At 66.5% G+C, this 7070-nt stretch carries 6 protein-coding genes; 5 read left to right on the forward strand and 1 reads right to left on the reverse strand.

Annotated features, from left to right (window positions below; translation table 11 throughout):
• Positions 1 to 41 precede the first annotated feature (41 nt).
• From BR47_RS0117495 to BR47_RS0117515, 5 genes are all read left to right on the forward strand, one after another.
• Positions 42 to 2378: a CehA/McbA family metallohydrolase domain-containing protein gene (locus BR47_RS0117495; protein WP_029120297.1), complete on the forward strand. Its 2337-nt coding sequence runs from the start codon at positions 42 to 44 to the stop codon at positions 2376 to 2378.
• Positions 2379 to 2417: 39 nt separating this feature from the next.
• Positions 2418 to 3446, forward strand: coding sequence for an ABC transporter substrate-binding protein (locus BR47_RS0117500; RefSeq protein WP_029120298.1), 1029 nt, complete (start codon positions 2418 to 2420; stop codon positions 3444 to 3446).
• 68 nt (positions 3447 to 3514) lie between these two features.
• Positions 3515 to 4246 (forward strand): ABC transporter ATP-binding protein, encoded by a 732-nt coding sequence (locus BR47_RS0117505; RefSeq protein WP_029120299.1) that lies wholly within the window; start codon positions 3515 to 3517, stop codon positions 4244 to 4246.
• Positions 4236 to 5078, forward strand: a complete 843-nt coding sequence (locus tag BR47_RS0117510; protein ID WP_231506732.1) for an ABC transporter permease — start codon at positions 4236 to 4238, stop codon at positions 5076 to 5078. Before BR47_RS0117505 ends, BR47_RS0117510 begins: the two co-directional genes overlap by 11 nt.
• Complete coding sequence (locus BR47_RS0117515; RefSeq protein ID WP_029120301.1) at positions 5075 to 6175, forward strand: hypothetical protein; 1101 nt, start codon at positions 5075 to 5077, stop codon at positions 6173 to 6175. Before BR47_RS0117510 ends, BR47_RS0117515 begins: the two co-directional genes overlap by 4 nt.
• 1 nt (position 6176) lies before the next feature.
• On the opposite strand, the gene gap is transcribed toward BR47_RS0117515, so the two are convergent.
• The coding region (gene gap, locus BR47_RS0117520; protein WP_029120302.1) for a type I glyceraldehyde-3-phosphate dehydrogenase at positions 6177 to 7070 on the reverse strand (894 nt) is incomplete at its 5' end.

Below are 7070 nucleotides of genomic sequence, written 5' to 3' on the forward strand. Positions count from 1 at the left end.
ATTAACTGGACTCCTAGGTGCATTGCCGAAAGGATGGGTTGATGTCCCGCGCGATTCCCGTCCGTCCGCAGAACCCGTTGAGCAGCAACGACTGCTCGGTGGCTGCGGTGCGCGACGCCATCACCGCGGAATTCGACGCGATTCCCTTCCTCGGCGAGCTGTGGTGCTCGCACACGTCGGTGGTGGCCGGAGCCGTGGAGGAGATCGTCTACACCTACACGGTCGGCCGCTCGGGTATCGCCGACAGCGGCTGGCTCAAGTTGTGCTTCCGCTACTACTCCGACTGGGACCTGCAGACCGCCGATCCCGCCGGGCGCGACTACGCCAGCGCGCGGCTGGTCAGCCGATCGCTGGTGGGGCGTGCGTCCGAAGCCGGCGGGGCCACCGTCCAGCAGCTGGCCGTCCGTTATGACGTCAAGGGCGGCGAGCGGCCGTTCCAGAAATCGCTGCTCATCCACGCGGTCGACGGCTACCTCCGGCCCGGCGATGTGATCGAAATCCGATTGGGGGACCGCCGATTCGGCGGTCCGGGTACCCGGGTTCAGACTTTCGTCGAGGACGCGTTCGAGGTGCATCTGTTCGTCGACCCGTTGGGCACCTCCCGGATGGCCCGGGCCGGCGTCAATCACCTCGCGATCCGGCCCGGGCCGCCTGAGCAGGTGGTGGTCCGCGGACCGCGACTGGTGCGCAGTGACGCCGGTGCCGTCACGCTCCGCGCTCACCTGCAGGATCGGTGGGGCAACGCCTGCGCGGATACCGCTGTCACATTGCGCGCGCACATCGACGACGCAGTCGTGGCCGAGGCGCAGACGCCGTCCGCTGGTTGGGCCAGTGTGTCGCTGGAAGTGCCGGCGCGCGCCGCGCACATCCGGGTCGTCGACGAAACGCACGCGGAGGTGCGGGCCGCCGAGACCATCGTCGACGTGATCGACGACCTGCCCGCCCCGCGCGCGTTCTTCACCGACCTGCACGTACATTCCAACGACACCGTCGGCACTCAGGACACGGCGTGGAACCTGCGCTATGCGCGCGACATCGGCGCGCTCGACGTTGTCGGATACACCGCCAACGACTTTCAGATCACCGACGAGGCCTGGATCGACGTCGTCGCCGCCTGCCGGGCCATCTCGGACGACGGCAGCCTGGTCTGCTACCCGGGTGTCGAATGGTGTGGCACCGCTGGTGTCGGTGGCGATCACAACGTCGTCTTTATCGGCGACGACACCACGCTGGCGCGTTCGCTGGAGTGGCACCAGGGCATGGCCAGCACCGTGCCGACGCCCCAAACCTGGCCCATCACAGCGCTTTACGCCGCCTACGAAAAGGACCCGGATTCGTACCTGCTGATCCCGCACGTGGGTGGCCGCCGCGCGATCCTGGACTGGCACCACCCCGAGCTGGAACGGCTGATCGAAGTGCACTCGTCGTGGGGGAGCAGTCCCTGGTTCCTGGAAGATGCGCTGGCCCGCGGTCTTCGTCTGGGCGCCAGCGCCGCCAGTGACGAGCACCGTGGCCGCCCCGGAGGCGGGGCGCCGGGAGCGAACATCTTCGGCGGATTCGGCGGTCTGACAGGCATTCTCGCGCCGGAACTCACGAAAGGCGACGTGGGACGCGCGCTGCGCGCCCGCCGGACGTGGGCGACCACCGGAGCGCGTGCCGTCGCGCTGCTGCGCAGTGGCGACGCCTGGATGGGCGATGAAATCGATACTGAAGAAACCCAATTGACCGTTGACTACGCGCTGTACGGCACGTCCGGCTGGGACGAGATCGCCGTTCATGACAGCACGGGGCGGCTGTGGCAGCGCAACCTGCACATCGAGGCCGGACTGTCCGACGAGCTCGTGCGCATCCGGTGGGGTGGTGCCCGGCACCGCGACCGCTACCGGTGGGCGACGTGGTCCGGCGAATTGCGGCTGGCCGGAACCGACTTGCTCGACGTGACACCCTGGGCCGCAGCGCATCCGGAACAAAGGTTCGATGTTGCCGGCGACACCGTGCGCTGGCGGACCACCACGTACGGTTCGGACACGGGCATCGTGGTGCGGTTGGCGGACCTCGCGGCGGCCGAGTTCCGCATCCAAGCGTCGGTGCACGAGGACGGTCTGCGCATGGAACGCGAGTTCTCGGGTGCCGAGTTGATCCGCGCCGGTCACGTCGAAACGGCAGTGGGTGGACTGAATCTGCGGTTGCGTGCCGAACGGGTGGCCGAGTTCTCCGCGCTGCCCACCACGGTGACCGGTGACCTCGAGCTCGGCCTGCCCCACGGCACCAGCGCCACGTACGTGCGCGCCACCCAGTCCGACGGCCATCAGGTGTGGACCAGCCCGCTGTTCGTCACGCGTTCGAGCGGCCAGACGCGATGTCCCGAGCAGGCCTGACCTCGCGTCTCATCCGCTCGATCGACATCAAGGAAAACCGTGTTCTCTCATCGTCATTTCACCAGGCTGCTCGCTCTGGGCGCGGCCATCACCGCCATCGCCGCGATGGCCGGATGCTCGTCGTCGACCAAGTCGGCGTCGTCGTCTCCGGTACCGTTGCGGCTGGGCTATCTGACTCGTGTCACTCACGCGCCGGCGCTCATCGGAGTCAATGACGGGCTGTTCGCAAAGCAGCTCGGATCTGACGTCACCTTCGCGGCGCAACCGTTCAGCACCGGCACCGAAGAGATCACTGCGCTGTTGTCGGGACATCTCGACGCCGCGTACGTGGGACCCAACCCCGCATTCAACGCCTGGCAGAAATCGAATGGCAAAGCCATCAAGATCATTTCGGGCGCGGCCAGCGGCGGCACCTCGTTCGTCGTCCAACCCGGCATCACGTCTGCCCAGGGCCTCAGGGGCAAGACGGTGGCCGATCCCGCCCTCGGCGGCAACCAGGACGTCAGCCTCCGCGACTGGCTTGCCAAGAACGGCTTGAAGACCGATACCCAAGGTGGCGGCGATGTTTCGGTCAAGCCGACCAACCCTGAATCGGCGATCGTCCAGCAGTTCGTGAGCAAGCAGATCGCCGGTGCACTGGATTCCGCACCGTTCGACGTGCAGATGATCAAAGCTGGTGGCGTCCGATTGTGGTCGGACCCGAACACCATCACCGTGCTGGTCGTGCGCCAGGACTTCCTCGCCGCACATCCCGATGCGGTGGCCGGGCTGCTGCGTGGCCAGGTGCAGGCGAACGACAAGATCGGTGCCGACCCCACGGCCGCGGCGCAGTCCGCCAACGCCGCACTCGCGAAAACGCTTGGGAAGGGACTGGATCCGGAGGTCCTCGCTGAGTCGTTCAAGGAGACCACGTTCACCAACGATCCGGGGATCGCATCGCTGCGCGACCAGGTCGGCAAGGCCGTGGCCGTCGGCTTGTTGCAGCCGCTGAACATCGACGGACTCTTCGATCCGGCCCCGCTCAACGCGGTGCTGGCGGCATCGGGCAAACCGGCGGTTGCGGCGTGACCCGCTGTGCGGACGCCGGTGAGATCACCGTGACCGTTCCGACGCCGCCTCCGGTACCGCAGCCGGCGTTGGAACTGTTCGGGGTGACCAAGCGCTATGGCAAGGGCCCGGCCGCGGTAGCGGCCTTGGAGCCGATCAGCCTGACTGTCGCCGACGGTGAATTCGTCTGTCTGGTCGGTAGTTCCGGCTGTGGCAAGAGCACGCTGTTGTCGATCATCGCCGGACTGGACGCGCCGTCGAACGGAACGGTCGAGACGTTCGGTCGGCGGGTGGCGCTGATGTTTCAGGAGCCGGCGCTGTTTCCCTGGCTGACCGCCGCCGCCAACGTCGATCTGGCACTGCGGGCGCGGGCGGTGCCGCGGGACGTGCGCCGCGAGCGGGTGGCGCGCCTGCTGGCCACCGTCGGACTCACCGATTTCGCCGGCAAGCGTCCACACCAGTTGTCCGGCGGAATGCGGCAGCGGGTTGCGCTGGCCCGTGCGCTCGCTCAGGACGCCGACGTGCTGTTGATGGACGAACCTTTTGGCGCGCTGGACGCGCTGACCCGTGATCTGCTCCACGAGGAACTCGAGCGCATCGTCGAATCACGCGGACTCACAGTTGTTTTCGTCACCCACAACGTGCGGGAGGCGGTTCGGCTAGCCGACCGGGTGGTTCTCCTGGGCGCCCGACCCGGTCGGGTGGTCGAGGAGTTCCAGGTGCCCGCGTCCCGTCCTCGCCAGATCAATACCACCGACGTCGCGGAGTTGGCGGCGCACATCACGGCGCGACTGCACGAGGAAGGCAACCGTGGTCGATAGTGGAGTCGCCGATCTGGCGCCGTCGTCGCGGCAGAACACAGGTCGGCTGCAGTCGGTGCTGGCACCGATGTGGACGAAGGCGCTGGCCTTGCTGGTGGTGTTGGGTGCGTGGCAGCTGCTTTGTCTGAGCGGCTGGAAATCGTCCGTGATCCTGCCCGGCCCCGTGGCGGTCGGTGCCACCCTGTGGCAGCAGCTGCACGATCCGGTGTTGTGGCAGGCGGTTTCGACGACGATGGCGCGGGCCCTCATCGGTTTTGGGCTGTCGCTGCTCATCGGCACGGTCATCGGCAGTGTTCTGTCCCGGAACAAACTGCTGCGCAGTACTTTCGGTCCGCTCATCACCGGATTGCAGACGATGCCGGCGATCGCATGGTTTCCCTTCGCGATCATCTTCTTCGGCCTCGACACCTCGGCCATCCTGTTCGTCATTGTCATCGGCGCCGCGCCGTCGGTGGCGCTCGGCGTCATCTCGGGTGCCGACCACATTCCACCTCTGCAGTTACGTGCGGCAAAGACCATGGGGCTGCGGCGGTTTGCGTTGTACCGGCATGTCATCCTCCCGGCGTCGCTGCCGACATTCGTCAGCGGACTGCGTCAGGGCTGGGCGTTCGCATGGCGGAGCCTGATGGCCGGCGAACTGGTGGTGATGGTCGCCGGCACCGCATCGATCGGGGTCCTGCTGGAGAACGCGCAGAACATGAGTGACATGCCGCTGGCCATCGCCGTCATGATCGTCGTGCTGGTGATCGGCATCATCATCGACTCGGTGTTCGCCGCGGCGGACAGGCAGATTCGCCGGTACTGGGGGCTGGTCGACGGTGACCACGAATGACGTACGGCGTGAACTCCTTTCGCCTGTGGGCCTTCGGCGACGCACATGTGGGCACCGACCGGCGGTTCGGTAGAGACAGCCTGGCCGAGGCGATTTCGCAGTCTGAGTTCGGCGGGTCCGACGGCGGCACGGCGTTCGACTGGGACATCGCACTCGATGTCGGCGACATGTCCGGCGCGCACCACCATCTGCCGGACGACGCCGAGGGCCGTGAGCTGCGGCGGCAGTTCGCCAGCCTGCGTCGCCACCGGCGCGAGGACATCTACAGCGTGTGCGGCAACCATGACCGCAGTGGCTTGGACGAACCCGAGGCCTGGTGGTGGCAGAAATGGGTCGATCCGCTCGGCCGGCACACCGCATTTTCCGGCGTCGACGGCGCTCGCCGACCTTTCCCGGTCGACGGCGTGTGGCAGCACTACTCGTTCCGGGTGGGGAACCTGTTGTTTCTCATGCTCAGTGACCGCAACGAACCAACGCAGTCTGTCGGTCGCGGCCCGTTGGGCGGCAACCCCGGGGGAGTCGTCAGCGGCGAGACGTTCCGATGGTGGAAAGCCATGGTGCTGGCCAATCCCGACGCGATCATCGTGACGGTGCACCACTACGTTCTCAAGGACACCACGGTCGCTTCGGGAGAGTGGGAAGGCGTCCGCCGCGACGCCGACGGCCGGTTGGTGGAGCACTACCACCGGCCGTTCGACGCAGGCACACCGCAAGGTGCGTCATACCTCTACTGGGTGGACAGCCGGCCGGACTCCGGTGCGTTCGAACAGTTCCTGGCTGCGCACCCGGGCCGGGTGCAGCTGTGGATCGCCGGACACACCCATACTCATCCCGATGACAATTTCGGGGGCAAGAGCCATATCGAACAGCGCTGGGGCACATGGTTTCTCAACGTCGCCTCGCTGAGCCGGCACCACATGCCGATCACCACGCTGCCGCTGAGCCGATTGTTGACGTTCACGCCGGGCAGTGCGGAAGTGCGCGTGCAGTGCTACCTGCACACCAGCCAGCACGCACCGCAGGGTTGGTATGACAAGGCGGAGAAGGTGATTGGGCTCCGGACGCCGTTTCGCTGGACCGGTTCGCAGTCGGAATGATCTACAGCGACTTGCCGACCAGTGCGGCCAGATCGGCGATCCGGTTGGAGTAGCCCCACTCGTTGTCATACCAGGACACGACCTTGGCTTGGTTGTCGATCACCTTGGTCAGTCCCGCATCGAACAGTGAACTGTGCGGGTCGGTGACGATATCGGACGACACGATGGGCGCGTCGTAGTACTTCAAAATCCCCTTCAACGGGCCCTCGGCCGCGGCCTGCATCGCCGCATTGATCTGCGCCGCCGTCGCGGACTTGCCCAGGTCCGCGGTCAGATCGGTCACCGACCCGGTCGGCACCGGCACCCGCAACGCATACCCGTCCAACTTGCCCTTGAGCTCGGGCAGCACCAGCCCGATGGCCTTGGCCGCCCCGGTCGAGGTCGGCACGATGTTGATCGCCGCCGCCCGCGCCCGCCGCAGATCCTTGTGCGGCCCGTCCTGCAGGTTCTGATCCTGGGTGTAGGCGTGGATCGTGGTCATCAGCCCGCGCACGATCCCGAACTCGTCATTGAGCACTTTGGCGATCGGGCCCAGACAGTTCGTGGTGCACGAGGCATTCGAGATGATGTTCTGGCTGCCGTCGTACTTGTCGTCGTTGACACCCATCACGATGGTGATGTCCTCACCGGTCGCCGGCGCCGAGATGACCACCTTCTTGGCCCCGGCCTCCAGATGCCCCCGGGCTTTGGCCGCGTCGGTGAAAATCCCGGTCGACTCCACCACGATGTCCACCCCCAGATCCCCCCAGGGCAGCGCCGCCGGACCCTCCTTGACCGCCAGCGCCTTGATCTTGGTCTCACCCACGATCAGGGTGTCCCCGTCCGCGCGCACGTCATAGGGCAACCGGCCCAGGATCGAATCGAACTTCAACAGATGCGCCAACGCATCGGTGGA

This window comes from Mycobacterium sp. UNC410CL29Cvi84 (assembly GCF_000686745.1).
Taxonomy (GTDB): Bacteria; Actinomycetota; Actinomycetes; order Mycobacteriales; family Mycobacteriaceae; genus Mycobacterium; species Mycobacterium mucogenicum_B.

Coding starts and splice junctions, on each gene's coding strand:
- BR47_RS0117515 (WP_029120301.1), top strand. CDS start 5,075: ATGACGTACGGCGTGAACTCCTTTCGCCTGTGGGCCTTCGGCGACGCA.
- BR47_RS0117495 (WP_029120297.1), top strand. CDS start 42: ATGTCCCGCGCGATTCCCGTCCGTCCGCAGAACCCGTTGAGCAGCAAC.